18 protein-coding genes are annotated in these 25,086 nt (G+C 65.6%); 10 read left to right on the forward strand and 8 right to left on the reverse strand.

Annotated features, from left to right (window positions below; all coding sequences use genetic code 11):
• Positions 1–60: 60 nt before the first annotated feature.
• The gene (locus ACFFJ7_RS01695) at positions 61–621 is read right to left on the reverse strand and encodes a helix-turn-helix domain-containing protein (RefSeq protein ID WP_377590535.1); all 561 of its coding nucleotides are present in this window, start codon (positions 619–621) and stop codon (positions 61–63) included.
• 172 nt (positions 622–793) lie between these two features.
• On the reverse strand, positions 794–1,204 hold the full coding sequence (locus ACFFJ7_RS01700) for a hypothetical protein (protein ID WP_166949167.1): 411 nt from the start codon (positions 1,202–1,204) through the stop codon (positions 794–796).
• Between the two features lie 585 nt (positions 1,205–1,789).
• Between ACFFJ7_RS01700 and ACFFJ7_RS01705 the strand changes: the two genes are divergently transcribed.
• The 3 genes from ACFFJ7_RS01705 to hmuQ all read left to right on the forward strand — a co-directional run bounded on the left by ACFFJ7_RS01705 (position 1,790) and on the right by hmuQ (position 5,454).
• Positions 1,790–3,700 carry a type I secretion system permease/ATPase gene (locus ACFFJ7_RS01705; protein WP_377590538.1) on the forward strand — a complete coding sequence of 637 codons (1,911 nt, stop codon included), beginning with the start codon at positions 1,790–1,792 and terminating at the stop codon, positions 3,698–3,700.
• A gap of 81 nt (positions 3,701–3,781) precedes the next feature.
• Positions 3,782–5,089: an HlyD family type I secretion periplasmic adaptor subunit gene (locus tag ACFFJ7_RS01710; RefSeq protein ID WP_166949171.1), complete on the forward strand. Its 1,308-nt coding sequence runs from the start codon at positions 3,782–3,784 to the stop codon at positions 5,087–5,089.
• 8 nt (positions 5,090–5,097) lie between these two features.
• The gene (hmuQ, locus tag ACFFJ7_RS01715; protein WP_166949173.1) at positions 5,098–5,454 is read left to right on the forward strand and encodes a heme-degrading protein HmuQ; all 357 of its coding nucleotides are present in this window, start codon (positions 5,098–5,100) and stop codon (positions 5,452–5,454) included.
• On the opposite strand, the gene ACFFJ7_RS01720 is transcribed toward hmuQ, so the two are convergent.
• The 3 genes from ACFFJ7_RS01720 to ACFFJ7_RS01730 are packed head-to-tail and all read right to left on the reverse strand — an operon-like array spanning position 5,439 to position 9,190.
• On the reverse strand, positions 5,439–5,726 hold the full coding sequence (locus ACFFJ7_RS01720; RefSeq protein WP_377590541.1) for a sulfurtransferase TusA family protein: 288 nt from the start codon (positions 5,724–5,726) through the stop codon (positions 5,439–5,441). The genes hmuQ and ACFFJ7_RS01720 overlap by 16 nt on opposite strands.
• Positions 5,727–5,734: 8 nt before the next feature.
• Positions 5,735–7,234 (reverse strand): anthranilate synthase component I, encoded by a 1,500-nt coding sequence (gene trpE, locus ACFFJ7_RS01725; protein ID WP_377590709.1) that lies wholly within the window; start codon positions 7,232–7,234, stop codon positions 5,735–5,737.
• Between the two features lie 18 nt (positions 7,235–7,252).
• Entirely contained in the window at positions 7,253–9,190 is a 1,938-nt protein-coding gene (locus ACFFJ7_RS01730) for a peptidylprolyl isomerase (RefSeq protein WP_377590543.1), read from the reverse strand.
• Between the two features lie 1,243 nt (positions 9,191–10,433).
• On the opposite strand from ACFFJ7_RS01730, the gene ACFFJ7_RS01735 reads away from it, so the two are divergent.
• The 4 genes from ACFFJ7_RS01735 (at position 10,434) to arfB (ending at position 20,390) form a co-directional block, all read left to right on the forward strand.
• Positions 10,434–18,413: an autotransporter domain-containing protein gene (locus ACFFJ7_RS01735; protein WP_377590545.1), complete on the forward strand. Its 7,980-nt coding sequence runs from the start codon at positions 10,434–10,436 to the stop codon at positions 18,411–18,413.
• A gap of 298 nt (positions 18,414–18,711) precedes the next feature.
• Positions 18,712–18,999: a hypothetical protein gene (locus tag ACFFJ7_RS01740; RefSeq protein WP_377590547.1), complete on the forward strand. Its 288-nt coding sequence runs from the start codon at positions 18,712–18,714 to the stop codon at positions 18,997–18,999.
• A gap of 172 nt (positions 19,000–19,171) precedes the next feature.
• On the forward strand, positions 19,172–19,744 hold the full coding sequence (locus ACFFJ7_RS01745; RefSeq protein ID WP_377590549.1) for an invasion associated locus B family protein: 573 nt from the start codon (positions 19,172–19,174) through the stop codon (positions 19,742–19,744).
• A 223-nt stretch (positions 19,745–19,967) separates the two neighbouring features.
• Entirely contained in the window at positions 19,968–20,390 is a 423-nt protein-coding gene (gene arfB, locus ACFFJ7_RS01750; RefSeq protein ID WP_377590551.1) for an alternative ribosome rescue aminoacyl-tRNA hydrolase ArfB, read from the forward strand.
• A gap of 36 nt (positions 20,391–20,426) precedes the next feature.
• Here arfB and ACFFJ7_RS01755 read toward each other — a convergent pair whose 3' ends face one another.
• Both ACFFJ7_RS01755 and epmA read right to left on the reverse strand, forming a co-directional pair.
• The gene (locus ACFFJ7_RS01755; protein ID WP_377590553.1) at positions 20,427–21,497 is read right to left on the reverse strand and encodes a lysine-2,3-aminomutase-like protein; all 1,071 of its coding nucleotides are present in this window, start codon (positions 21,495–21,497) and stop codon (positions 20,427–20,429) included.
• Positions 21,494–22,576, reverse strand: coding sequence for an EF-P lysine aminoacylase EpmA (gene epmA, locus ACFFJ7_RS01760; protein ID WP_377590555.1), 1,083 nt, complete (start codon positions 22,574–22,576; stop codon positions 21,494–21,496). Before epmA ends, ACFFJ7_RS01755 begins: the two co-directional genes overlap by 4 nt.
• Before the next feature lie 137 nt (positions 22,577–22,713).
• Between epmA and efp the strand changes: the two genes are divergently transcribed.
• From efp to ACFFJ7_RS01775, 3 genes are all read left to right on the forward strand, one after another.
• Positions 22,714–23,280: an elongation factor P gene (efp, locus tag ACFFJ7_RS01765; RefSeq protein WP_166949191.1), complete on the forward strand. Its 567-nt coding sequence runs from the start codon at positions 22,714–22,716 to the stop codon at positions 23,278–23,280.
• A 106-nt stretch (positions 23,281–23,386) separates the two neighbouring features.
• Complete coding sequence (locus ACFFJ7_RS01770; protein ID WP_166949193.1) at positions 23,387–23,815, forward strand: organic hydroperoxide resistance protein; 429 nt, start codon at positions 23,387–23,389, stop codon at positions 23,813–23,815.
• Between the two features lie 161 nt (positions 23,816–23,976).
• Positions 23,977–24,297, forward strand: a complete 321-nt coding sequence (locus tag ACFFJ7_RS01775; RefSeq protein ID WP_377590558.1) for a hypothetical protein — start codon at positions 23,977–23,979, stop codon at positions 24,295–24,297.
• 14 nt (positions 24,298–24,311) lie between these two features.
• Here the strand turns inward: ACFFJ7_RS01775 and ACFFJ7_RS01780 are convergent, their stop codons facing one another.
• Entirely contained in the window at positions 24,312–25,079 is a 768-nt protein-coding gene (locus ACFFJ7_RS01780; protein WP_377590710.1) for an SURF1 family protein, read from the reverse strand.
• Between the last annotated feature and the right edge of the window lie 7 nt (positions 25,080–25,086).

Genomic DNA, 25,086 nt, shown 5'->3' on the forward strand with positions numbered 1-25,086 from the left:
CGGACATTACAGACAATCGCAGGACGACGATAGCCCCCTGTCGTTGTGGCCGAACGGGTCTCAATCCCCGGCCGCGTTCCCTCCACCGGCGGGCGCTGTGGTAGCGGGTTCCGGATCGCCCTTCCGCGCGCCGGCCCGGTCCCCGCGCCGCCTGCCCCTGCCGCCCTCCGCGGCGTCGCCGGGAGCGGGGGAGGCGAGCGACAGGCGGTCCCGCGCCTGTTCCAGCTCCATGGTCTTCTTGCCGAGCAGGCGGTGCAACTCCCGCACCTGCTCCCGCAACTGCCGGTTCTCCGTCGACAATGCACTGCCTGCCATCCCGGTACTGGCAGACGCATCGCCGAAAAGAATGGCGAAGGTGACGGGATCGTAATAGCGCAGAATCTCGCGAACGAAATCGGACAGAGACAGACCTATGGCGTTCGCCCAGGTCTCGTAACGGTCGGGCGGGATGCGACCATGTCCCGTCTCGATCTGTGAAATGAACGTGTAATATTCGACCCCGAGGATTTCCGCCAGTTGCCGCTGCGAGAGGCCGGCGCTTTCGCGTCGTTCCTTCAGCCAGCGGCCGCCGATGCGGCGCAGTTCTTTCGTGTCCTGCGTCTGTCGTTGATTTGTATACATTCGTGCCCCATAATAAATAAAAAAGATGAAACAGAATTCATGTTTCAAAATTGAATGTGTATGCCTCTTTATGTATGCAAACGGCCGACAATAACGACTCTATATGGAATGAAGTATCGCTTCCATAATCCTTAAGATTAGCGATCATAGATTTTATCTTCAACCTACTACTTCATTTTTTCTGGCGGTACAAGTCCGCACCCGATGTTTGCGCGGGTCGCGAATCCGCATGCGCGGCGCCATTTCCGGCGCGGGCCGCCGGGGGCGTGGGCAGGCATTCCAGACGTGCAACCGCTTCCGCGACCAGCATGCGGAGTTCCCCGGCATGGAGAGCCTTGCCGAGCGCAGGCGCGATGGCCGTATAGGTCCTGCCCGTGCGAATGACATGGAGAATCGGCTCGCCCGTGAACTCCTCGCAGATGGCGAACCATGCGTCGCCCTCATCCGAGAGGCCCCAGCCCACGTCGGTGTCGGCGCCAGTATTTTCCAGCGCCTCGCAGGCGTGACGAAGTGCCGCGAACTCGTCGGCGGTCCAGCCGGTCCATCCACGGAACAATTGCGGCAAGGTCGTTTCAACGCTCATGTTATCTCACACCTATAGCTGTATTCAGGGTAGCACAACAAGCAGGACGATTTGAATGACGGCGCAATTGTGTTATTCTGCTTTACAATCTTGAAAAATTAAAGCTTGAGACTGCGATTTCAATAGTCAATGAAAAATAAATCATATTTCAGCCTCGAATTGAAATCAAAAATACGCATATTACCGTTATATTTTTTATAAAAACTCACATACGTATAAATATATAAATATAATTTTCCCATTAAAATATAGAATATATAATTATTGATTAGTATTTATTCATCATTTATTTTCATAAATATTTTATATTTACATAAATATAGGCCCCCAAGTTTCATGATTGTATTCTTATATCAGTTAGGTTGCGGAGACAATGTTGTTTTAGTCGCAATATGTGCACTGGATTGCGGCTATTGCGTTGATGGCGTATCATTCTGTATGTAATGCATATCGTGTGGCGGCTCTTGGCCGGCGGCAGGCGTCCGGGCGTGGATGCTGCCGCTGTATTCATGTGTCCGCCGCGGCGTAGGGGTTTCCGATGCGCGGTCGGGAGCCGGCAGTCTGGACAGCAGGAACCGTTCCAATATGGCAGTCGATATCGCGAAATTCCGGGAACACGCCGGGCGTTGGATCGCTGGTACGGGGGATGCCGTAGCCTCCTTCTTCTCCGGTTCTCCCAAGGGAGGCGCCTCCGGGGGCGGGGCCCTCGTTGCCGGTGGCCGCGCCGCGCCGCTGCGTCCGGGAGAAAACGCTCTCGACGCCGCCTTTCGCGCCGCGCGTCCGGCGATCATGTCGGCGATCTTCTTCAGCCTGTTCATCAACGTGCTGGGGCTCGTCGGGCCGCTCTACATGATGCAGGTCTACGACCGCGTGCTGTCGAGCCGTAATGTCACGACGCTGCTCCTGCTGACGCTGATCGTCGCCATCCTCTACGTCACGGCCGCCATTCTGGAGACGGTGAGGACGCGGCTTCTGGTGCGCGGCGGCGTCGCCTTCGACGGCGAGGTGAAAACGGAGGCGTTCGACTCCGTCCAGCGCGCCACGATCCAGCAGCCGTCGCAGGGCCATACCCAGGTTCTGCGCGACGTTGACACGGTGCGGGAGTTCTTCACCGGTGCCGGCATCATCGCCGGCTGCGACCTGCCGTGGGTGCCGGTCTACGTGGTCGTCGCCTTCCTGCTGCATCCGTGGTACGGCCTGTTCGCCATCATCACCTGCATCATCTCCGCCATTCTCGCCATTGCCAACGACCGCGCCACCCGTCCGGTGCTCGACAAGGCCACCAAGGCCTCGATTGCGGCGTCCGGCAAGGCCTCCGCCACGTTCCGCAACGCGGAGGTGCTGCAGGCCATGGGCATGATCTCGCGGCTGCGCCACCGGTGGGAGGAAAGCCGCTCGGCGGCGCTCGGCTGGCAGGCGCAGGCCTCCGATCGCGCGGGCTATCTGATGGCCGCGAGCCGCTTCAACCGCATGTTCTCGCAGAGCCTCATCCTGGGCCTTGGCGCCTATCTCGCCATCAACCGCGAGATATCGCCCGGCATGATGATCGCCGCCTCGATCATCGTCGGACGCTGCACGCAGCCTATCGAGGCCGCGATCGGCAACTGGAAGGGCTTCGTCGGCATGCGCGGCGCGCTGAAGCGCGTGCGGGCGCTGCTGAAGGCGGTGCCGCCCGGCCCGCCGCGCATGCGGCTTCCCGACGCCAAGGGGCAGCTCGTGGTCGAAAACCTCGTCGTCCGCGCGCCGGGCCGCGAGGGGCCCGTGCTCAAGGGCGTATCGTTCGGCGTGCGCGAAGGCACCATCCTCGGCGTAATCGGCCCGAGCGCGGCTGGCAAATCCAGCCTGGCGCGGGCCATCGTCGGCGTGTGGCCGGCGGTCGCGGGCGCGGTGCGTCTCGACGGGTCCGACCTCAAGCACTGGGATCCGGAGCAGCTCGGCCAGTCGCTCGGCTATCTGCCGCAGGATGTCGAACTCTTCGCCGGCACGATTGCTGAAAACGTCGCCCGCTTCGATGCGCCCGATGAGGCGAAGGTCGTGCAGGCGGCGCAGATGGCCGGCGTCCACGAAATGATCCAGCATCTGCCGCAGGGCTACAACACGCAGATCGGCGAAGGTGGGCACGCGCTTTCCGGTGGCCAGCGCCAGCGCATCGGCCTGGCGCGGGCGATCTACGGCCTGCCGGCGCTCATTGTGCTCGACGAGCCGAACGCGAATCTCGATGCTGCCGGCGAACAGGCGCTGATGAACACGATTCGCGCGCTGAAACAGGCGAAGCGGACCGTTGTATTGGTCACCCACAAGACAAATATACTGACGTTGTGCGACGCGATCCTGATGATCGCCGACGGCACGGTGCAGGCGTTCGGCGAGCGCGACGAGGTGCTGGCCCGCGTCATGGGGCCGCGCGTCGTCACCCAGCCGGCCCCCGCTGTGCAGCAGGGCGGCGGGCAGGGCCAGCCGCCGGCGGTGTCGGGGCAGGCGGCGGCGCAGGCGTGAAGGCGGGCATGACGCCCGCCGCCGCGCGGCAGGTGCCGGACCGGCACGGACGTTATTCGAGCATGGCAGGGTATCAGGATCATGAGTGAAGAAGCCCCCAAGATCTCCGGCGATTACCGGCCGGTTGCCCGCTTCGGTTACGCCGTCGTGGTGCTGACGTTCGGGCTGCTCGGCGGCTGGGCCGCGCTGGCGCACATCGACAGTGCCGTCATCGCCTCGGGTCTCGTCTCGGTGGAGGGCAAGCGCAAGGCCGTCCAGCATCTCGAAGGCGGCATCGTGCGTGAGATCAATGTCACCAGCGGCAGCCGCGTGGAGCAGGGGCAGGTGCTGTTCCGGCTGGATGCCACGAGTTCCGACGCCAACTACGTCGCGACCCGTCGCCAGCTCGACTCCATGCTGGCGCTGGAGGCGCGCCTCGTGGCGGAGCGGGACATGAAGGAAACGATCGCCTTCCCCGCCGAGCTGACCGGGCGCGGGGACGAGCCCGAGGTCGCCCGCACCATCGCTGACCAGGAGACGCAGTTCCGCGAACGCCGCGCCTCGCTCAACGGCCAGATCGATGTCATGAAGACCCGCATCACGCAGTACCAGTCCGAGATTGGCGGCCTCGACCGCGAGCGCCAGTCCGCCCAGCAGCAGCTTTACTTCATCGACGACGAGCTGGTCGGCGTGAAGGCGCTGGCGAAGAAGGGCCTCGTCTCGAAGACGCGCGAATCGTCGCTGGAACGCGAGAAGGCGCGCCTCGACGGCATCATCGGCCGCAACCAGGCCGACAGCGCCAAGGCCCACAACGCCATCGGCGAGATGCAGATCCAGATTCGGCAGGCCGAGCAGGAGTTTCAGGAGAAGGTCGGCCAGAGCCTCGCCGACACGCGGCTGAAGCTCGGCGAGCTGCAGGAGCGCATCCGTATCGCCGAGGACGTGCTGAAGCGCATCGACGTCGTCGCACCGCGCTCGGGTATCGTTCACAACCTGAAGGTGTTCACCCTCGGCGGCGTCATCCGCCCCGGCGACACGCTGCTCGAAATCGTGCCCGAGGACGACGACCTCGTCGTCGAGGTGCATGTCGAGGTCACGGATATCGACCGCGTCCACACCGGTCTGCCGGCGGAGGTGCGCTTCCCCGCCTTCCATTCCCGCACGACGCCGCTCATCATGGGCACGCTGGACGACATCTCGCGCGACCGCCTGACCGACGAGACCACGCGCATGCCGTATTATCTGGCGCAGGTTTCGGTGCGCAATACGGACCTGCCGGAAAACCTGAAGACGCGGCTGCGGCCGGGCATGCCCGCGGAGGTCATCTTCCCCACGGGCGAGCGGTCGGTGCTTGACTATCTGACGCGCCCGCTTACAGAAGCGATCACGACTTCCTTCCGCGAAAAGTGAGACGAGTCATGTCGCAGTATATCGCCATGAACCGCTTCAGGGTCCTGAAGGGTTCCGAGGCCGAGTTCGAGCAGGTCTGGTTGTCGCGCGAGGTGCACCTGCACGAGCTGCCGGGCTTCGTCGAGTTCCACCTGCTGCGCGGGCCGGAGACGGACGAACACACGCTCTATGCATCCCACACCGTTTGGCGTTCGAAGGCCGATTTCGAGGCCTGGACGCGCTCGGAGGCATTCCGCGCCGCTCATCGCAACGCGGGCGACCGCAAGCCGCTCTACGCGGGTCCGCCGCAGTTCGAGGGCTTCGAGGTGCTCCAGACCGTGCTCGGCGACGGCACGCGCGTGAACGCGAATCAGGCCGCTGGCTGATTCGCCACCACCCGGATCGTGAATATGCGTGCGCCGCCTTCGGGCGGCGCATCCGTTTCCGGCGCATTTCCTTCCAGGATATGGCCCGTTTCCCGCACGAGATGGGGAATGTCGATGCCGGCCAGCGGGTCCGTGCAGGCCACGACGAGCAGGGTGCCCGGCGTCGCCCGCGCCAGCGCCTTGCGCGTGCGCAGCGCCGGCAGCGGGCATTTCAGCCCGCGCAGGTCGAGATGCACCGTCGTCTCGCCTCGTCCCGCTCCCGCCGCGTCCATGGCAGCTGCTATTGCCCCCGCCGGGCGGTCGCGGCGAATCGCACGGCCTCCTCGGCGGCGCGGAACTGGGCGCGCGCCTTGTTGATGCACTCCTGCAGCTCGGCCTCCGGGTCGGAATCGTGCACGATGCCCGCGCCCGCCTGCACGGACATGCGCCCGTCCCGGACGATGGCGGTGCGGAGCACGATGCAGGTATCCATCTCGCCGCCGGCGCCGAAATAGCCGATACAGCCGGCATAGGGGCCGCGCTTGTGCTTCTCCAGCTCGTCGATGATCTCCATCGCCCGCACCTTGGGCGCGCCGGAGACCGTTCCCGCCGGAAAGCCTGCGGCGAGTGCGTCGATCACGTCGTGCTGCGGCGCCAGCCGGCCCACGACATTCGAGACGATGTGCATCACCTGGCTGTAATATTCGAGGTAGAAGCTGTCCGTCACCTTCACCGTGCCGGTGGCCGAAACCCGGCCTACATCGTTGCGGCCGAGGTCGAGCAGCATCAGATGCTCCGCCCGCTCCTTGGGGTCGGCGAGCAGCTCGGCCGCCAGCGCCGCGTCGGCGGAGGGCGTCTCGCCCCGGCGGCGTGTGCCGGCGATGGGGCGCACGGTGACGTTCCCGTCCGCCACCTTCACCAGAATTTCCGGGCTGGAGCAGACCACCTGGAAGTCGTTGAAGTCGAGGAAGGCGAGATACGGCGAGGGGTTGGAGCGCCGCAACGCCCGGTAGAGCGACAGCGGCGGCAGCGAAAACGGCGCGTCGAACCGCTGCGACAGCACCACCTGGAAGATGTCGCCGGCCTTGATGTACTCCTTCGCCCGCGCCACCATCTGCCGGAACTCCTCCGGCGCGGTGTTGGAGACGGGTTCCGGCGCGGCCAGCGCGGCCACGTCGATGGGCTGTTCATGCGGCAGGGGCGCGTCGAGCGCCGCCACCGCTTCCTCGATTCGCGCAACGGCGGCCTCGTGCGCCTGCCGTGCGCTTACCCCGGCGGCGGGCCGCACGGGTGTCACCAGCGACAGCGCGTCGGTGACCGAATCGAACACCGCGATCAGCGTCGGGCGCACCATCACCGCGTCCGGCAGGCCCAGCACGTCGGGCGGCGGGGAGGGCAGGCGCTCCATCAGCCGCACCATGTCATAGCCGAGATAGCCGAACACGCCGGCCGCCATGGCCGGCAGGCCGCGCGGCAGTTCGAGCCGGCTTTCCGCCAGCAGCGCGCGCAGGCTGTCGAGCGGCGGGCGCGAATCGCTCTCCGGCGCTCCGTTCCCGCGCGTTACCGTGACGGCGCCCTCCTGGCAGCGCCAGATCACGTCCGGGTTGAGGCCGATGATGGAATAGCGCCCGCGCGCGGCTCCGCCTTCCACTGATTCGAGCAGGAAGGAAGGCCCGCGCGTAATGGCGCGCAGCTTCAGAAAGGCGGCGACGGGCGTTTCAAGGTCGGCGACGAGCGTGGTGCTGACCACGCCGGGCGTGCCCGCCTCGTAGGCGGCCTGGAAGGCGTCGGTAAGGAGCATGTCGGACATCGCGATACCTCAAAGTCCGCCGGAGGGGCCGGCGCCGATGGCCGCCCGCAGCGCCTGCTCGTTGAAGGTGGGCCGCAGTTCCGTCTGCCGCTTGCCGATGTATTCGGCCAGCAGGTCGTCGGCCAGGGCGGTGCGCAGCTGCTGCGCCACCGCTGCGGCCTGCGGGGAGCTGGCGGCGAGCGGCGGCGTTGCCGCTTCCGTCACCTGGAACACGACGCGCCCTTCCGGCAGGGCGGCGGAGCCGGCCTTGCCCTTGTGGGTGGCGAATATCTGCTGCACGGCGGCGGGCGGCAGGCCGCCCCCCTGGCTGTTGCGGGCGATGTCCGTCACCGTCCGGGCGGGTCCGGCGAAAGTACCGGCAGGGAAGGAGGCCACGATGTCGTCGAGGCTCTCGCCCTTGTCCAGCCGCGCCACGATGTCGCCTGCGGTGGCGGAAAGCTTGTCCGCGACGGCCTCGTCCCGCCAGCGCTTCAGCGCCTCGTCGCGCGCCTCCGCGAAGGTACGGTCGCGCTCGGGCGCGACATCCGTGACGTCGAACCACACGTAGCCCGCGCCCGTGCTCGTCTGGCGGCGCAGCGGCGCGTTGTCGGCCCCCACGTCGGAGGCGAAGGCGGCCTTCAGCAGGTCCGCGCCGCCCGGCAGGTCGGGGATGGTTTTGCCCGCGCGGTCGCGCCCGGCGCTGTCCACGGCGCTGATGGTCTGCAGCGGAAGCCCGTTCGCGGTCGCGATCTCGGCCAGCGGCGTGGCGGCGGCGCGCGCGTCCTCGATGCGGTCGTGCAGGGCGTTGACGGCCGCGCGCGCGTCATCGATGGCGATGGCGAGGCGCACCGCCTGCTCCACCTCGCCGAACGACTGCACGGAAGGCGGCGTGATCGACACCACACGCACGATCACGGTGCCGAATCGCCCCTGCACGGGCGCGCTGATTCCCGGCTCCGTCAGCGTGAAGGCGGCCTCGGCCACGGCGGGGTCGAACACGGCGTCGCGCGCCACGAGGCCAAGGTCGTAGTCCGCCTCCGCCACCTTGCGCTCGGCGGCGATGGCCGTGAAATCCGCCCCCTCGGCGAGTCGCTGCCGGGCGGCGGCGGCCTCGTCCGCGTTCTGGAAAACGAGCTGCTGCACGTGCCGCGTTTCCGGCGTGCCGTAGCGGCTTTCCTTGTCGGCCTCATAGCGGGCGACGGCGGCTTCGCGCGTCACCTTCTCCGGCTTCGCCAGCGTTTCGGGGTCGATGGAGAGCACAGCGATGGAGCGGAATTCCTGCAGGCGGAACATAGGCTTGCGCTCATTGAACCACGCCTCCAGCGTGGCGTTGTCCGCGTCGGCGACGACGCCCGCCGCCTGCGGCGCGAGCGTGATCTGCCGCGCCTCGCGCCGTTCCGCCACGAAGCGGTGGAAGGCTTCCTGCATGGGCGCCGTCGGCGCAATGTCGCCCGTGAGGCTTTCGGCGATCTGGCGGCGCGGCAGCACGGCGCGCTGCTCGTCGACGAATGCCTTTTCGGTGATGCCGGCGTTTTGCAGGGCGGCGTCGAAGGCGGCGCGGTTGAAGTTGCCCTGTGAATCGCGGAACTGCGGCTCGCGCATCACGATGTCGACGATGGTGGCGTCCGGCACGGCGAGCTTCAGGTCGTCGGCGCTGGTGTCGAGCACGGCCTGCCCCACGAGTTGCCCCAGCACCTGCTGTTCCAGGCCCAGCGCCCGCGCCTGTTCGGGCGAGATGGGCGTGCGGAGCTGCCGTTGCAGCGCCTGCAGCTGGGCCAGATAGGCGTCGCGCGCCGCCTGCGCGGAGATGGTGCGCTCCCCCACCGTGGCGACGGTGTTGCCGCTCGGCCTCGCGATCCAGTCCGCCACGCCCCAGATGCCGAAGGAGAGGATGAGCAGCCCGAACAGGACTGTCGTGATGGCCTTGCCGAACCAATGGCGGCCGGCGTTGCGGAAGATCTGGAGCATGGGTCTGGCGATATCCGGAACGGGAATGGTGTTGAACGCGAACGGCGAACCGTGCGCTCCCTAGCGATAAAGCGGAAACGCCGGGGCCGCAATGCCCGTGCCGCCGCCGGGCGCCGATTGTGGCGCCCGCCCGCGCCTCCCGCGCCGCTCCACCCTGACGGATGCGCCGAAGCATCACCCTTCTTGCCGCATTATGTGTCCAATATGGCACATAATGACTCAAACGCGGTGCTGTTACGCCGAATGTATCTATACTTCATGAACGAAACTGGCCTATTTATGACATATCTGTCAGGTCGCGTGCGCGAACGGTGAGATGCGCGGGCGGGCCGGACGTCAGTGGAAGAGGCAACACGCAATGGTTGAATACAGGCATTCATCAGGCGCCCGCGGGAACGTGTCCGATGGAATCGGAAACGTTCCCGCGGGCGGCCTTGGGCTGACGAAGGGCGAATCGCGCCCCTCGGCGGCCGGCCGTTTCGCAAGGCTCGCGCTGACTGCGGCCCTGCTGTCCTCCACCGCCCTCGTGGCAGCCAGCGGCGCCTGGGCGCAGGCGGGGGCATGGACGGGGGCATATGACGGTTCCTGGGTTACCCCCAACAACTGGCACGGCGGTGTCCTCCCTGGAAGTGCGCATGATGTGACCATCAGCGGCGGTATAGCCAGCCAACCAGGTTATAACCATAGCGCAACTACTACTATAAGATCGCTTTCATTGCTTGCTCAAAGTGCCGGTCAGAAGAATGCTGTGCTATATATTTATAAAGGCGGTATTAATGTCACCGCAGATATCCGGGTGACCAATAATGCTAGCACTGGTGGGGGGCGTATCATATTAAGCCCCGCGGGAGCGGAATCGCCATCCTTTTCCGGGCAGACGGTAGACATAACGGGGGCTGAAAGTTATGTTGAAATAAATGGCGGTTCAGGTGCCAGCGTGGGTGTAACTAGCCTGACTGCGTCAGGTTCTATTAAAATTTCTTCGAGTAATGCTGATGCTCCGTCAGCATATACTGCTGGGGGTGGGCTCAACGTTACAAGCGGGTCAGTCTCGGTAACCGGTTCGGCTGCATCTTTGGCTGTTGGCACTAGCAGCGCGGCAGCTCAGTTGAATCTCGGGTCGGGCAGCGTCACGGTGAACGGTGGCCGTGCAACTATCTATGGTAAAGCAAACATCGGTGGCAGCAACACTGCTCTCCTCGACGTCAAGTCCGCTGGTGCCTTGGTTGACGCGAAAGGTGGTATGTCCATCACGAATAATGGCGGCGTCTCCATCTCCGGTGGTGAGGTCGCGATCACCGGCGGGTTGAGTGTTGCTGGCGCCACCGGCACCGTTGCGGTTACGGCGGGCAAGATGTCGGTGGCGGGCGGTGCCACTATCAAGGACCGCACATTCGTGGTCGGCGGTACCGGCGCCCTCGCGGTCACGTCGGGCAGCCTCTCCCTTACAGCGGGTGCCGGCCTCACCAATCAGGGCACTGCTGCCACCACCGTCGCCGGCATGACGACGCTGGGCGTCGCGGGAGCTTCCGGCACGGCCGGCAACCTCACGGTCAGCGGCGGCGCCATCAACGCTGACGGCGGCCTGACTGTCGAGAAAGGCACCCTCACCGTCGCGGGCGGCAACCTCACCGTCGGCAAGACCGACGATATCAAGGACCTCGTCGTCAACGACGGCGGCGCCGTCGTCATCGACAGCCCTGACAACTCGCTTTCGGTCACCGGCAGCCTGAGCGTCTCCGGCGCCACGGGTGACTTCAGCATCAAGCAGGGCGCGCTGGACGTCGCCGGGGCGGCAGCAAACAATGGCCGGGCCATCACGGTTGATAATGGCGGCACGTTCAACATCGGGCAAACGCTCACCGTTGCGGGCAGCTCTGCCGCCATCCTGCTTAATAGCGGCACCGTGGCGGTAACGGGCGCGACGACCGTCGGCGCTGAAAATGCAACAGCTGGGGATGCTCTTCTGCGCATCGTGGGCGGCACCTTCAACGCCAACAGCGGCTTGTCCGTCAACAATTGGGCATCGGTCGATGTCGACGGTGCCAGCGCCCGTCTGGACGTCGCCGGCGCGCTGACCGTCACCGGTCCGGGCGGCGACTTCAAGGTCCAGCAGGGCGCGGTGAACGTCGGCGGCGGCGCGACGTTTGTCAGCCGGTCTCTCGAAGTCGGCGGCGGTGCGACAAACGCCACGTTCGACGTCGCTGAAAGGCTGACCGTCGCTGGCACGGGCAGCGGCGTTTCCGTCTGGGACAACGGTACCGTGACGGTAACGGGCGCCACGACCATAGGCGGGGAAAACGCAACGGCTGCGGATGCCCTGCTGCGCATCATTGGCGGCACGTTCAACGCCAACAGCGGCTTGTCCGTCAACAATCTTGCATCGGTCGATGTCGACGGCGCCAACGCCCGTCTGGACGTCGCCGGGGCGCTGACCGTCACCGGTCCGGGCGGTGACTTCAAGGTTCAGCAGGGTGCGGTGAACGTAGGCGGCAGCGCGGCGTTTGTCAGCCGGTCTCTCGAAGTCGGCGGCGGTGCGACAAACGCCACGTTCGACGTCGCTGAAAGGCTGACCGTCGCAGGCACGGGCAGCGGCGTTTCCGTCTGGGACAACGGTACCGTGACGGTAACGGGCGCCACGACCATCGGCGGCGCCGACGTGGAAACTCTGTTGAGGGTCGCCAACGCCACCTTCAACGCCAACGGCGGCCTGACAATCGACAACGGGGCAAGTGTCGGTTTCATCGACCCGAACGCGCGCCTTGCCGTCACCGGTCCGCTGGCCGTCAACGGCGCGAGCGGCAGCCTCAACTTTCAGCAGGGCGCGCTGGACGTCACCGGCACGGCGGCGATCGACGGCCGTAATGTCACGGTCGGCGGCACCGGCACGTTCAGCGTCAGCGAAACACTGGCCGTTGCGGGCGCGAACGCCGACCTTTCGCTGCTGGGCGGCGGCGGCGCGACCGTGGCGGGCGCTACGACCGTTGGCAACGCCGGCGCAACCGCTGCGGATGCCACCCTGTTTGTCGGCACTGCCGGCAAATTTGCCGCTGAAGGCGGCTTGGCCGTCAACAAGCATGCCACTCTCAGGGTTGGCACTGGCCCATCCCTCGCGGGCGCGGGCGCAGTCGTCGTCGGCAAGGCCGGCGCTCCGGCAGATCTGACGATTGCGTCCGACGCCGGTTTCCACCTTGTCGCAGCCAATATTGCCGACAAGGCTGTCGCCGTGACGGGCAATCTGGTCATCGGTGGCGCCGCGGCCGATGCCACGCCGATCACCTTGACGAGAGGCACGATCGACGTCACCGGCGGCGCCACGATTACGAACCGCAGCGTCACGCTTGGCGGCCCGACGGCTGACGACGGCGTCGTTCTGGCCGTGCGCAAGGCGGGTTCCGCGCCGGACGTGACCGATGGCACCCTGTTTATCGCCGGCGCCGGCCGCGTGAGGCTCGCCAACACCGCCAGCGCGCTGCACGTCGCCGAGGTCGCACTTGTCGATCAGGCCAGCACGCTCGTCTTCGGTGCAGCGGCTGACGGGGCATACACGATCACCGGCGCCGGCGGCGTCGAGATCGCCGCCCCGGTCACGTTCGAACTCACCGGCGAAAACACCTTCGCCGGCGGCGTCACCCTGACGCAGGGCTTACTCTCCGTCACGAACCTCACGGGCATTGGCGCCCAGGGCAGCCGCTCGCTTCGGTTCAACGGCGGTGGCGTCCATTTCGCGGACAGCTTCACCAGCGACGAGGGCATCGTTTTCACCCGTGCCGGCAACGCGGCGGTTTCCATCGACGCGGCCGGCGCTGGCAAAACCTTCACTGTCACAAATCTGCTCTCCGGTCAGGGCGATGTGATCCTTGATGCGAACGGGGGCACCATCGTTCTCTCCCGCGACAACACCTACGGCGGCGTGGGCAGCAAGACGGTAATCCGGGACGGCACGCTCCAGATTTCGAAGATCGGCAATCTCGGCACCGGCGCCTCGCCGGCCGACAGCAAGCGCACGGTCCTCGTCGGCAGTGGGTTGGAAGACACCGCCACGCTGGCGATCGAAGGCACCCAGCTTGTCAACGACGATCTTCTGGCCCTCACCTTTGCCGGAAGCGGCTCCGGCCTTTCCATCCTCGACGCCGCCAACACCTTCACCCTCAAGGACCAGATCGAAGCTATCGACTTCGTGAAAAAGGGCGAAGGCACGCTGGTGCTGACGAACAGCGCCAACCTCAACAAGAGCCTCACGGTTGCCGGCGGCACGGTCGCGGTTACGAAGGCAGGCCAGCTCGGTGACGGCGACGTGACGCTCGCCGGAGGTTTCCTGAAGATCGACTCCGGCGATATCAGCGTGCCCAGCGACGCGGGCGATATCGCGTCGTCCAACGACGCGCTCAATGCTGGCAAGCTCATCCGCTTCGCGGGCGCTGCTGCCGCTGACGCCACGCTCGCGAGCGGCTTCGACATCGCGGCTGCCAAGAGCTTCACGCTGGAGAACGACATCACGCAAAACGGCGGCGCCGGCACCGTGACGCTCGTCAAGAAGGGCGACGGCAAGCTGGTTCTGGCCGGCACCGGCACCGGCGCGCAGGTCGACAACATCCTGCAGGCCGGCACTCTCGCCGTGACGAAGGTCGAGCAGCTTGGCGCCACCGCCACGGTCACCTTCGCCGGCGGTGCGCTCGGCATCGGCAACGGCCTCACGGCCGCCGCTCTTGCTGACGACACGGGCTTCAATCTCGTCTGGGGTGGCGCCAACGCCGCGCTGGATGCCGGCTTCGACATCGCGGCGGAATCGACCTTCACCATCGGCAGCAACGCGCTCGGCCAGTACGACACCGTCACCGGCGCACTGGTCAAGAAGGGCGAAGGCACGCTCGTCCTCGCCAACGCCGGCATCGCTTACGGCGGCGGCACGGTCATCGAGGCCGGCACGCTCAGGTCGGAAGGCGATTTCAACTTCCGGGAGGGCAAATACACCGTCAACGGCGGCAAGCTGGAGGCCGACCGCGCGGATCTCACCGTCACCGCGCTCGCCGGCACCGCCCGGGTCGTCGAAAAGCTGGACGCCGTCAACGGCAACAGCTCCTTCGATCCGAAGCAGTACGAACTGGACGCCGGCACCGTCCAGATAGCGTCCGGCGCCGCCGATGACGTCGCCAGCCAGCGCACGGCGAAGCTCACAGTCAAGGAAACCGGCAAAGACGGCTTCTGGGGCAGGATCCTCGGCTTCTTCACCGCAGGCGCAGACAGTGAGGCAAATCCGGAGGCTCTCGCCGGCAATCTCGTCGTCGCCGCGGCGGACAAGGAAGTGCGCCTCGTCGGCAACGCGAGCAAGGTCGGCACCGTCGACGTCACGTCCGGCACGCTGCGTGTCGACGCCGCGGATGTCCAGGTCGCGACGGACGACACGCGGACCTTCCGGGGCTCCCTCACAGCCAACAGCGTCACTGTCAACGGCACTGCGGCTCAGAGAGCCCGCCTCGCCGGTTCCGGCGACATCATCGCGCCGGCTGTCAACATCGGCCAGTTCGGCACCCTGCTCGGCGACAGGGCCGGCACGCTCAGCGTCAAGGGCGACGTCACCCTCGCCAAGGGCGCGACCCTCGAACTCGGCGCCTTCCAGTCCCACGTTGTCGCCGCTGCGCAGCCCTACTTCAACATCGAGGGCAAGCTCACTGGCGCCACAAAGGCTGGCGAGTACACGCAGGTCGTCCTGCTCTCGGGCGAACGCGAGGCGGGCCTCTACCGCGTCGCCACCACCACCGGCGGCGTGATCGGCAACTTCAGCACCGGCATCGACAGCCAGGATATCCAGAAGTCGAACCTCGGCAAAACCCTCGACCTCGTCTCCGTCAAGGACGTCGACGCCGTCCGCGTCTGGAACGGCACCGTCGACGAAACCACCGGAGTCGGCACTTGGACGGCCGGCGGCACTGACTGGCAGGACACCACCGGCCAGAAGCGCGGCGACCTGCATCAATTCACCAATCACGTCGTCGTCGGCGTCATCGGTGCGGACGGTACCGCCGTGGCCGCGGGGGGGACAATAAACGTGGTGGACATCCCCGGGTCCGAAATCACGGACGCCAAGGCAAACTGGCTGACGAACGGCCTCCAGTTCGGTCAGGAAGGCGTGTCCACGGGGACGGAAGAATGGACGCTGACCGGCGCAAACCTCGCGCTGAACGGCAACAAGGACAAGCAGACCACAATCAACATCGCGGCCGGAAAGGCCACGATCGAGAATATCCTCACCGGCGAAGCCAGTCTGCGCAAGACCGGTACGGGACGTCTCGATCTCACTGGCGCCAATACTTACAAGGGCGGCACCATCATCGATGAAGGCACGCTATTTGCCGCAACAGATAGTGTCCTCGGCGACGCCGCCGGTGCGATCACCTTGAAAAGCAGCGGCTACCTCGGCCTCGCCGAAGGCTTCACAACCAACCGCGCTATCAGGGTCGAAAACGTCGAAAGCCGAACCGAAGACGCCGCCTGGGCCGGCATCTACGCCCTCGGCACCGCCCACCTCAATGGCGAACTGACAGGTAACGGCAAGCTGGAACTGGGTAACGGATACCAGTATATCGGCCAGACAGGCCAGTCGAACTACGTCTTCGCCGGCGGAAACAAGGTAAACTACGACGGCGAGATCTCGGTCGAACAGGGCGCAAGTCTGAAGGTCAACGGCGAAGGCCGGATCGGCACGCTGGTCGTCGACGGCGTCCTGCACGGCTCCTTCGGCCACACGCTGACGGTCACCAGCCTTACCCTGTCCTCGACCGCAGAAGTAAAGGTCACGCTGCCCGAAGGCGCTGACACGTCCGTGTCGGTGTTCAAGGGTGCCGATGTCACGCTTGGCGGCCAGCTCAGCGGACTCGATCTGCCCGCCGGTTACACGGTCGGCGACGGCGGCGTGGACCTTTACCTGTTCGACTACGCCAATTACGCCGGCGGCGAACTCGTCATCTCCGACGCGGTCAAGGCCAGGTATGCTGACTCGAACTTCACCTTCGGCGTGATTTCGAACGGCCGCCTGGTCCTGAACTCCAAATCCGGGCCGGGAGGCAAGGACGATGGCGGAAACAACGGCGGCGGAAACAATAATGGCGGAAACAATAACGGCGGCGGTAACGGCAATTACGAGGAGATCGACTACGGCAAGGACGAGCAGAGCCAGAACTGGACGAACGACAAGTTCGTCGGCGGCCAGAGCTGGAACCACGGTACTGCGGTATTCAACGGTACCGGGTCCGAAGAGAAGCCTGTCAATATCGAAGGTCTCGTCCGCATCGCCGGCCTGACCATTAACGGCGAGAACTTCCTGCTCCGGGACGCGGGTGGGCAGAATGGGCAGCTCTACCTCCAGGCCGCGCAAGGCGAGGCCAGGGTTGCGCTGACCGTCATAACCGATGGTTCGGCTACCATCGCAATCCCGGTCGGCGGCGAGTCCGATTTCGTCAAGAAGGGTGCTGGCCTGCTCACACTCTCGGCCAACAGCGACTACGCGAAGACCGGGTTCGTCGAGGAAGGCACACTCTACGTGACCGGCAAGTTCTCCAACGCCACCTTCGAGGTGACGGGCGGCCTGCTGCGGGTCAATGGCCAGGCGAAGAAGGTGACAGTCGGTCCGGACGGTACCCTTGAGGGCCTATTCTCCGACACCACCGGCAGCCGTGGCGTCAATATCGGAACGTTGGTCGTCGAAGGCGGCAGGTTGAAGCCCGGTAACTCCCCTGGCACGCTGCGCGTCGGCGCACTGGTCCAGAACGGTGGCCTGATCGAGTTCGAACGTGGCGACAAGATCGAGGTTCTCGCCGGGGCCGGTGGAACTCCGGACGGTCAGGCCGTGTTCGCCAAGGCGCCGAACGGCGCGCAGGTCGGGCTCGCTCTGTCCGACAGTCGCGGCTACACCTTCGGCAACAACTACACCTTCGTGACGGCCGAAAACGGCGTGACGTTCGCGACACATGATGCCGTGCGGGTGTGGGAAGTCGGTAACAGCCGCTTGTTCTCGGGCTTCCGGGCCGAGGCCGCGGGTCGCGAGGGCCGCTTCTACCTCCAGCGTGATCGTGCCTTCAACACAGTGGCTCTCTCCGCCAATCAGTACGCCGTCGCCAACGCTCTCGACCGGGAGGATATCGACGGACGCAGCTCGGTGGATCCGATCTACGACGCTATTGCCTCTGCATCGAACGATCAGGTCAACGACGTGCGTGTCGCCTTCAACCAGCTCTCGGGCGAGGTGCACGCATCTGCCAAGGGCGTGCTGATCGACGAAAGCCGCCATCTGCGCGAGGCTACCCTCAACCGCACCCGTGCGGCGCTGACCGGATCGACGACAGCGGCTCCGGGACAGGTCGTCCAGACGCCGACCGGTTCCAACCTCTCGGTCTGGGGTCAGGCCTATGGTTCGTGGGGTGAGACGAAGAGCACCAGCAACACGGCCAAGCTCGACCGTTCGACCGGTGGCTTCGCCCTCGGCTTCGACGCCGGGATCGCAGATGCCTGGCGTCTGGGTGTCGCGGGCGGCTACGCCCAGTCCGACATCGAATCGAAGTCGAACATGAGCAAGGCGGACGTCGACAACTACAACCTCGCCGTCTACGGCGGCGGGCAGTTCGGCAACCTTGGCTTGCGCTTCGGCTTCGGCCACACGTGGCACCGTCTGGATACGCGGCGCGAGTTGAACGTCCCGAGCCTTGGCCTGCGCGATACGGCCAGCGCAACTTACGACGCCCGCACACTGCAGCTCTACGGTGAGGTCGGCTACGCGCTGGACTTCAACGGGGCGGCTGTCGAGCCGTTCGTCAACCTCGCCTATGTCCACCACAACAGCGACAACTTTGTCGAGCGCAGTGCGCTCGCCGGCTCCAGCTTTGCGCTGCGGTCGCTTGGACACAACGAAGGAACGGGCTTCTCGACACTCGGCGTCCGCCTGTCAAAGGGCTTCGACCTGAGTGGCATCAAGGGTACGGCCTCCGGCACCATCGGCTGGCGGCATGCGTTCGGCGATGTTGATCCTCAGTCGGCATTTATCTCCGCGAACAGCAATAACCTGTTCACGGTCACGGGTGCGCCGATCGCCGAAAACGCGCTCGTCCTGGGTGTCGGTCTGGACGTCGAAATCGCAACCGGCACGACGCTGGGCGTGAGCTACAACGGCCAAGTCGGCAACCATGTCGGCGATCACGGTGTGAGGGGCAATTTCTCGGTCAAGTTCTGATCGGGGTCCCAAGCGGGAGCGGGTCGGGCGCCTTGCGCCGGGCTCGCTGCCATCAGCGGTCGGGAGCGGGGATTGCGGCAGCGCAATCCCCGCTTTCCTATTGATTTATGGTATCAAATTGATCCGAAAACGGCGCTCCGTTACGGGTTTGATGCCGCAGGCGGACCAGTTCGGCGATTCCGCGAGAAGACGGACTATCGGGATAGCGGGGATCCGGCCACGGCACACTGGCGGCAATTGTATTTTCCGCCATTCCTTGTATCGATTGTCGAATGTCGTTTTTGAAAGGACAGATCGCATGGTTCGCTCACCGATTGCCCTGGCTGTCACGTTGGCCCTGTCGTCGGCTATTTCACTGGCCGCGGTGTTGACGGCACTTCCCGCTGCCGCGCAGTCGCTGGCGCGGGAAAACCAGCATATGGACGACAGCTTCCTTTATGCGCGGCCGGCACACGGCGGAGGCCGTGTGCCGAACTATGTCGCCGACTCGGCGCGTGGCCAGCCGCTCGACTATCATGACCGGCGCCGGTTCGAACGTCCGTACCTTTCCGGGGAATCGACGGGCCTGAAACTGCCTACCCGCTGATCACTGAAAGGCATATATGTCGGTAAAGCCGCCGGCATACGGCCATTTTCAGGGTCAGGCAGCTTTTAATGTCGCTTTCGTCTCGTTATGTGCTACATGTGTCGCGGACATGCGGCCAGATGGTCGCAAGATGCGTCCTTGCGCAGTGAGCAAGATGAAAGAGGCTCCGGTGATGAAGAAGATGGTTGTGATGGCGCTGGCCGGTATCTCCCTGGTGGCGGTCGCCGGCGGCATGCTGGTGCTTTCCGGCATTGGCGGAGTAGGCGCCGCCCTGGCGCAGAAGGCAGCCGCGGGTGACGCGACCCCGAGCGCGCCCCAGCGCATCGAGACGACGGTTTACGACTCATGGACCGTCACCTGTCAGGATGTGGCTGACAAGAAGAACGCTTGCACGGCGGTGCTGCGCGTCGCCGACAACCAGAGTGGCAACATCGTTCTGGTCTGGGCAATCGGCAAGGATACTTCGGACAAGCTGACGGCTGTCATCCAGACGCCGACCGGTGTGCAGATCGGCGCGGGTGTCGCGCTCAGGGTCGGCAAGGCGGCGGAGCGCAAACTGGCCTATGCCGCGTGCTCGCCCCGCCAGTGCGATGCGACCACGTCCGCCGATGCCGGTTTCCTGAAGGACGTGACCGCGAGCGACGAAGCGACCGCGACGATTACCCTTATCGATGGCCGCACGGCGGAGTTCAAGTTCTCGCTCAAGGGGGCGGCGGCAGCTCTTAAGCAGGTCGCGGGGGCTTGATCCGCAGGCGCCAGGCCGCCGCTCGATCGTTCCTAAAGCGGTTTGCGTTATAGTTTAAACGGGGCCTGTTGTTCAAATCGCTTTAGATCTTATGTTTTCGCCGTAAGGGCGGCGGACGGGAGGATGTCTTCCGCGGGAGGCATCCTGTTTTCTCCCGCGCCGTTCTGCTATACGCTCGGTATGGAGGCAGCGCGGCTGCCGGCGCTGGCCCCGGACTCTGGACATGATCCCGATCACGCATTTCATCGCGCTCGACGAAGCGGAGATCGAGGAAACCTTTATTCAGGCGTCTGGACCGGGCGGGCAGAACGTCAACAAGGTGGCGACGGCTGTACAGTTGCGCTTCGATGCACGCCGCTCTCCCAATCTGCCGGAGGATGTGCGTGCGCGGCTGATGGAACTGGCGGGGCAGCGTCTGACACGCGATGGCGTGATCGTGATTCAGGCGCGCAGCTTCCGCACACAGGAACGCAACCGGGCCGAGGCGCTGCGGCGACTCGTCGATCTCATCCGTCAGGCGGCGAAGCGTCAACCGATCCGCCGCCCGACACAGCCCACGAAGGCGTCAACGCGCCGCCGGCTCGATGACAAGGCGCGCCGCTCCGGCATCAAAGCGCTGCGCAGCGGCAAGCCGACGGCCGATTAAGATGGGACGGGGCGATATTCCGGGGGCGCCTGCCGTTCACTCCGGCGGATAGGTGTGCGTGTGTCCGCGAAAATCGGTGACGTGCCAAGTGTCGTCTCCCGTGGTTTTTTCGGCGGCGCAGGGGTTGAGTGGCGCCTTGCCGTGACCGCCGGGGATGTCGAGCACGTAGGTCGGCTGGCACAGGCCCGAATAATGGCCGCGCAACGCGCGCACCAACGCCTGCCCTTCGTCTATGCCGGTGCGGAAATGGCCGGTGCCGGGGGCGAGGTCGCCGTGATGAAGGTAATAGGGCTTGATGCGGTTCTCCACGAAGGCACGCATAAGGGCGCCGAGCGTGCCGGCGTCGTCGTTGACGCCGCGCAGCAGCACGGACTGGCTGAGCATCACGATGCCGGCGTCGACGAGGCGCGCGCAGGCGGCGCGGGCGTCGCAGCCGAGTTCGCGCGGATGGTTGGCGTGCAGAACCACGTAGACCGCCTTGCCGGCCTCCCTGAGAGCCTCGACCAGCGCGGGCGAGACGCGCTCCGGCGCGACGACCGGCACGCGCGTGTGCCAGCGCAGCACCTTGACGTGGTCGATTTGCGCGAGCCGTTCCGTCACCGCCGCGAGGCGACGCGGCGAAAGGACGAGCGGGTCGCCGCCGGTGATCACGACCTCCCAGATTTCGGGATGCGCGGCGATATAGGCGATGGCGGCTTCGAATGCCTCCTCGCCGAGCGCGGTCGGTTGACCGGGGCCAACCATCTCGCGCCGGAAGCAAAAGCGGCAATAGACAGGACAGACATGCACCAGCTTCAGCAGCACGCGGTCCGGATAGCGGTGCACGATGCCCTCGACCGGCGAATGGGCGTGATCGCCGATGGGGTCGTCGCGTTCCTGCGGGGTGTGATCAAGCTCGCGCGCGTCGGGAATGAACTGGCGGGCGATGGGGTCGTCCGGATCGGTACTATCGATCAGGTCGGCGACAGCCGGGGTGATGGCGATAGCGTAGCGGGCGGCGACCCGTTCGAGAGCGGCTTGCGCGGCGGGCCCTATGAAGCCGGCGTCGGCCAGCTCCTGCGGGCGGCGCAGCGTGGTGCGGGGCTTTTCGATCACGGGGCCGGTCATGCTGTTGCCTGCGGAATGGAAAGGGGCGCCCATAGTACCTCTTCGATATGTCGGGCGTCCGTGGCGAGCATGACGAGCCGGTCGAGGCCGAGCGCGATGCCGCTCGTCGGCGGCATGGCGGGCAGCAGGGCGAGAAGCGCCTCGTCGAGCGGGTAACGCTCGCCGTAGACGCGCTGTTTCTCGTCCATCTCCAGCATGAAGCGGCGGCGCTGCTCCACCGGGTCGGTGAGTTCGCCGAAGCCGTTGGCGAGTTCGACGCCGCAGACGAACAGCTCGAAGCGCTCCGAGAGGCGCGGGTCGGCCGGGCTGCGGCGCGCCAGCGCCGCTTCGTGGGCCGGGTAGGCATCAAGCACGGTGGCCCGGCCGTGTCCCAGATGCGGCTCGATGCGCTGGTTGAGCACATGGCTGAAGATATCGGACCAGGTATCGTCCGCGACGATGCGAATTCCAGCCGCGCCTGCGGCCGCCGCGAGGGCGTCGCGGTCGGGCGGGGCGAGGGGGGCTTCGGGGATGGTGGCGAGCAGGTCGATGCCGGCGTAGTGCCGGAACGCATCGGCCACCGTCAGGCGCTGCGGCTCGGCGAAGGGGTCGGCCTCAGCGGACCGGAAGCGCAGCCGCGTTGTGCCCGCTGCCTCCGCCGCTGCGCGCAGGATGGCGGCGCAGTCGGCCATCAGCGTATCGTAGGGCTCGTCGGCCCGATACCATTCAACCAGCGTGAACTCGGGGTGATGCAGGGGGCTGCGCTCGCGGTTGCGGTAGACGCGGGCAAAATTGACGATGTGTGTTTCGCCGGCTGCGACAAGCTTCTTGCAGGCGAATTCGGGCGAGGTGTGCAGGTAGAGCGGCCGGCGGGCGAGATCGCCGTCAAGGAAATGCGTGGCGAAGGCGTGCAGATGTGCTTCGTTGCCGGGCGACGTCTGCAGGGCGGGGGTCTCTACCTCGATGAAGCCGCGTTCCGCAAAGAAGGCGCGCAGCCGGGCGGTGATGCTCTGGCGCGCGAGAAGACGGGGGCGGCGGCGGCCATGGGCCTCGTGCGTGAAAAATGCGCGGGAATCGGCGATAAAATCGGTTTCGGCCATCAGTTTTTGCACTCAGGCATCTGGCTATTGCTGTCGGGATGAGTAAGGTGGCGCGCGACAGCCGTAGGTATACGCCTTCGGTATCCGTTCCCTGGCCGGACGTTACACGAAACAGAAGACAAGCAGAGGTTTATCACGTGAAGGTTATCGCGAGTTCCGTTCGTAAAGGCAACATCCTTGAGGTCGACGGCCATCTGTGCGTCGTGCTTTCCGCCGAAAGCTTCTTTCCCGGCAAGGGCACGCCGACGACGCAGATCGATATGCGCCGTATCGCCGACGGCGTGAAGGTTTCCCAGCGCTACAAGACCACGGAGCAGGTGGAGCGCGCCTTCGTCGAGGATATCGATTTCTCGTATCTGTACCAGGATGGCGATTCTTACATCTTCATGAACCCCGAGAGCTTCGAGCAGCTCACGGTTTCCGCCGATGTGGTCGGCGATCAGGCCGTGTACCTGCAGGAGGGCATGGTCGTCAAGCTGTCCATCTTCGAGGGCAACGCCGTGGCGATCGAGCTGCCGGCGCGCGTCACCCTTGAAATCGTCGAGACGGAACCCACGGTGAAGGGGCAGACGGCGTCGTCCTCCTACAAGCCGGCGATCCTCTCGAACGGCGTGCGCGTGATGGTGCCGCCGCACATCTCCACCGGCACGCGCATCGTGGTGCAGACCGAGGACGGTTCCTACGTCGAGCGCGCCAAGGACTGACGGTTGCGGCCACGCTTTGCCCGCGGGCCGACTTCGGTCATAGTCCACCTGCGCCGCGCGAAGGTCCGCATTCCGCTGGCCCGCGGATCGGCGCGGGAGATGGGTCATGACCGGAAACGTGTTGTACACCGCCACTGCCACGGCAAAGGGCGGGCGCGAAGGACATATCCGCAGTTCGGACGGCGTGCTTGAGGCCAATCTTGTCGTGCCCAAGGGGCTTGGCGGTCCGGGTGGGGCGGGGACCAACCCTGAACAATTGTTCGCGGCCGGCTACGCGGCCTGCTTCGAGGGCGCTGTGCGCTTTGCCGCGCGGCAGGCGGGCGTCAAGCTGGGGCCCGACACACAGGTCACCGCGCATGTCGGCATCGGCCCGCGTGAGGCCGGCGGTTTCCAGATCGCCGTGAAGCTGGAGCCGCATCTCGACGGTGTGGACCCGACGCAGGCGCAGGACCTCGTCAATACGGCGCATGAGAAGATCTGTCCCTACTCCCACGCCACGCGCGGCAATGTCGAGGTGACGATCGAACTCGTCTGACCGACAGGGCGGAAACCGGGCGGCGGGTATCTGCCGTCCGCTGTTTCGCACGTGCTGAAAATGTTTTCCCACCTTGCTCCGGCCGGGCGGTGTTGTTACCTTCCCGTCCGCACGGGTGGCAAGGTAACGACAGCGCCCGACCGCACTCGGGGCTGGTGTTCATGCGTTTTCTCTTTCGTCTTGCGGGCTTCCTGCTGCTTGCCGCCGGATTCGTGTCGCTGATTGTCGACGGTGCGCGCGCCATCGCCGACGACAGCCTCGTGTTCACCAGTCTCGGGCCTGTCCTCGCCTGGCTGCTGCCGTCGTTTTTTCCGCGCATCCAGCTGCTGGCGGTGGAGAATGTCGGCGCGTATCTGTGGGATCCAGTGCTGGTGACGCTGTTCGAGGCGCCGGCCTTCGCGGCGGCGGCGGGGCTCGGCGTGTTGTTCCTGTGGATCGGCCGCCGCCCGTCGGAGCCGATCGGCTTTTCCACCCGCTACTGAACGAGTCGCGCGCGTCAAGCGTCGGGCGCGGACCGTTGCGCGCGCCTGTATTCCAGCCATATATGCCGCGCGAAACAGAGATACATGCCGGCCGCGACCGCTGCCATGGCGAACCATGTCAGCGCGTAGCTGAGGTGGCTGTTGGGGAAGGCTATCCGCGTCAGCCCGCCGCGCGGATAGCCGTCCGGATTGGCGGCGGCATCGGCATCGATGAAATAGGGTGCGACGGCACCGAGATCGCGGGCGGCGGCGATCGCCTCCACGTCGCGCGAGTACCAGCGGTCATTGGCGGGGTCGTTGGCGCGCAGGAAGGCGCCGTGCGGCTCCGTCATGCGGATGAGGCCGGTCACCGTCAGTGGGCCCGCGGCCTGTGCCGCCGCCAGGCTTTCGGCAGCGCGTCGTTCTGTCGGTACGAATCCCCGGTTGATCAGCGTGACGGCGCCGTGATCGTCCCGCAACGGCGTCATCACCCAGTAGCCGGCGCCGAAGTCCGTGACGGCATAGACGGTGGTTTCCCTGTCGTGCTGGAATTCGCCGGTGAGCTGCACGCGCCTGTACTCGTCCTTCGCGCGGGTGATTGCCGGCCATGTGTCCGGCGCGGGCGTCGGCACGGCTGCGGCATGCACGCGCGCTTCCACGCGGGCGATCAGGTCGGTCTTCCACGCCAGACGCTGCACCTGCCAGACGCCGAGCGCCAGCAGGCCGCAGACGATGGCCAGCGCCGCAAAGCCCCAGAGGAGGAGCGAGCGCAGGGGAGACGGCGGAGCGGCCGGCGACGGCACGAGTCCT

The organism is Pseudochelatococcus lubricantis (assembly GCF_042432495.1).
Taxonomy (GTDB): Bacteria; Pseudomonadota; Alphaproteobacteria; order Rhizobiales; family Beijerinckiaceae; genus Pseudochelatococcus; species Pseudochelatococcus lubricantis.

Bases quoted from the DNA above. Each gene is read 5' to 3' on its own strand.
- ACFFJ7_RS01755 (WP_377590553.1), bottom strand. From the start codon at position 21,497: ATGACCGGCCCCGTGATCGAAAAGCCCCGCACCACGCTGCGCCGCCCG.
- hmuQ (WP_166949173.1), top strand. From the start codon at position 5,098: ATGTCGCAGTATATCGCCATGAACCGCTTCAGGGTCCTGAAGGGTTCC.
- ACFFJ7_RS01730 (WP_377590543.1), bottom strand. From the start codon at position 9,190: ATGCTCCAGATCTTCCGCAACGCCGGCCGCCATTGGTTCGGCAAGGCC.
- trpE (WP_377590709.1), bottom strand. From the start codon at position 7,234: ATGCTCCTTACCGACGCCTTCCAGGCCGCCTACGAGGCGGGCACGCCC.
- ACFFJ7_RS01740 (WP_377590547.1), top strand. From the start codon at position 18,712: ATGGTTCGCTCACCGATTGCCCTGGCTGTCACGTTGGCCCTGTCGTCG.
- ACFFJ7_RS01700 (WP_166949167.1), bottom strand. From the start codon at position 1,204: ATGAGCGTTGAAACGACCTTGCCGCAATTGTTCCGTGGATGGACCGGC.
- ACFFJ7_RS01770 (WP_166949193.1), top strand. From the start codon at position 23,387: ATGACCGGAAACGTGTTGTACACCGCCACTGCCACGGCAAAGGGCGGG.
- ACFFJ7_RS01695 (WP_377590535.1), bottom strand. From the start codon at position 621: ATGTATACAAATCAACGACAGACGCAGGACACGAAAGAACTGCGCCGC.
- arfB (WP_377590551.1), top strand. From the start codon at position 19,968: ATGATCCCGATCACGCATTTCATCGCGCTCGACGAAGCGGAGATCGAG.
- ACFFJ7_RS01735 (WP_377590545.1), top strand. From the start codon at position 10,434: ATGTCCATCACGAATAATGGCGGCGTCTCCATCTCCGGTGGTGAGGTC.
- ACFFJ7_RS01745 (WP_377590549.1), top strand. From the start codon at position 19,172: ATGAAGAAGATGGTTGTGATGGCGCTGGCCGGTATCTCCCTGGTGGCG.
- ACFFJ7_RS01705 (WP_377590538.1), top strand. From the start codon at position 1,790: ATGGCAGTCGATATCGCGAAATTCCGGGAACACGCCGGGCGTTGGATC.
- ACFFJ7_RS01710 (WP_166949171.1), top strand. From the start codon at position 3,782: ATGAGTGAAGAAGCCCCCAAGATCTCCGGCGATTACCGGCCGGTTGCC.
- ACFFJ7_RS01720 (WP_377590541.1), bottom strand. From the start codon at position 5,726: ATGGACGCGGCGGGAGCGGGACGAGGCGAGACGACGGTGCATCTCGAC.
- ACFFJ7_RS01775 (WP_377590558.1), top strand. From the start codon at position 23,977: ATGCGTTTTCTCTTTCGTCTTGCGGGCTTCCTGCTGCTTGCCGCCGGA.
- epmA (WP_377590555.1), bottom strand. From the start codon at position 22,576: ATGGCCGAAACCGATTTTATCGCCGATTCCCGCGCATTTTTCACGCAC.